This window comes from Streptomyces sp. 13-12-16 (genome assembly GCF_002114215.1).
Taxonomy (GTDB): Bacteria; Actinomycetota; Actinomycetes; order Streptomycetales; family Streptomycetaceae; genus Streptomyces.
In genome coordinates, this window is record NZ_NCTE01000535.1 from 1 (window position 1) to 1,179 (window position 1,179).

The 1,179-nt window shown below is 75.2% G+C and carries 2 protein-coding genes and 1 pseudogene; all 3 read left to right on the forward strand.

Translation table 11 applies throughout. The annotated features are described in order from the left end of the window. The coding region (locus B7767_RS21760) for a hypothetical protein (protein WP_373408230.1) at positions 1-499 on the forward strand (499 nt) is incomplete at its 5' end. Beyond that, on the forward strand, positions 496-654 hold the full coding sequence (locus B7767_RS46505; RefSeq protein WP_095534630.1) for a DUF6760 family protein: 159 nt from the start codon (positions 496-498) through the stop codon (positions 652-654). The genes B7767_RS21760 and B7767_RS46505, both read left to right, overlap by 4 nt. A 6-nt stretch (positions 655-660) precedes the next feature. After that, positions 661-1,179: pseudogene (locus B7767_RS21765) on the forward strand (hypothetical protein); the annotation flags it as partial.

The window sequence follows — 1,179 nt, forward strand, 5'->3', positions numbered from 1 at the left end:
CGGCGCCGCACCCGCCTCCGTCTCCGCCGACGGGGCCGCTCAGGGTCCGTTCGCGGAGAGCGCGGCGCCGCCGGAGCAGTCCGTGCCCGACCCGGCCCCGGCGGCGTCCGCCGCCCCCGCGGGCCAGGCGCTGCGCACCGAGTTCCCGTTCGAACTGCCGCGCGGGTACGTCGACGACTCCGGGACCGTGCACCGGCACGGTGTGATGCGGCTCGCGACCGCCCGGGACGAGCTGATCCCGCTGCGCGACATCCGGGTGCAGGAGAACCCCGCGTACCTGTCGGTGGTCCTGCTCGGCCGGGTGATCACCAGGCTGGGCACGCTTCCGCTGGTGCACGACGGGGTGGTGGAGAACATGTTCGCCTCCGACCTGGCGTTCCTCCAGGACTTCTACCGGCAGGTCAACGCCGAGGGCCACACCCGGGCCGGCGTGACCTGCCCCCACTGCGAGCAGCCGTTCGAGGTCGAACTCGGCGGGAGCCGCCTGGGGGAATCGTGACGTACGCGACCGACCGGCTGCACGAGGAGATCGCGTACATCGCCTACCACTTCCACTGGAGCCTGGAGGACATCCTGGACCTCGAACACGGCGACCGCCGCCGGTACACGGAGCAGATCACCTCGCTCGTCACCCGCGCCACGGCGGAGGGCTGACGCGGCATGGGATTCCTCGACCGGCTGCGGAGGAACGCGCCGGGGAGGCGGGACGGGGCCGGCACGCCCGCCCCGTCCCCGGAGACGCCCGTCGCGTCCACGGAAGCCGTGGGAGCCGTGGGAGCCACGGGATCGGCCGACACCGGTGGTGGCGACGGCGGTGACGGTGCGTCCGCGGCCGTGGCGCGTACCGCCGCCTGGCCCGGACTGCCGCCGATCCAGCGGGCCACCGCCCGGCCGTCGTGGCCCGTCGCCGACTCCGGATTCGGCGGCAGGCTGAGCACCTGGCAGAACCCCGCCTTCACCGGCACGCTCTCCCACGCCGTGCTCGACGGCGCGCCCGGCGGGCTGGTCCAGGGTGTCCTCACCGCCTCGGCGCGGCCCTCGCCGGGACTCGAACTTCCCTCGCTCTCCCTGCCCGTCGCCGCTCCCGGCGAGCCCGGCACGGAGCAGCCGCCGGTGCAGCGCGCGGCGGCACCCTTCACCGTCGACCGCCCCTCGGGCCCGTCGGTCACCCCCGTTCCC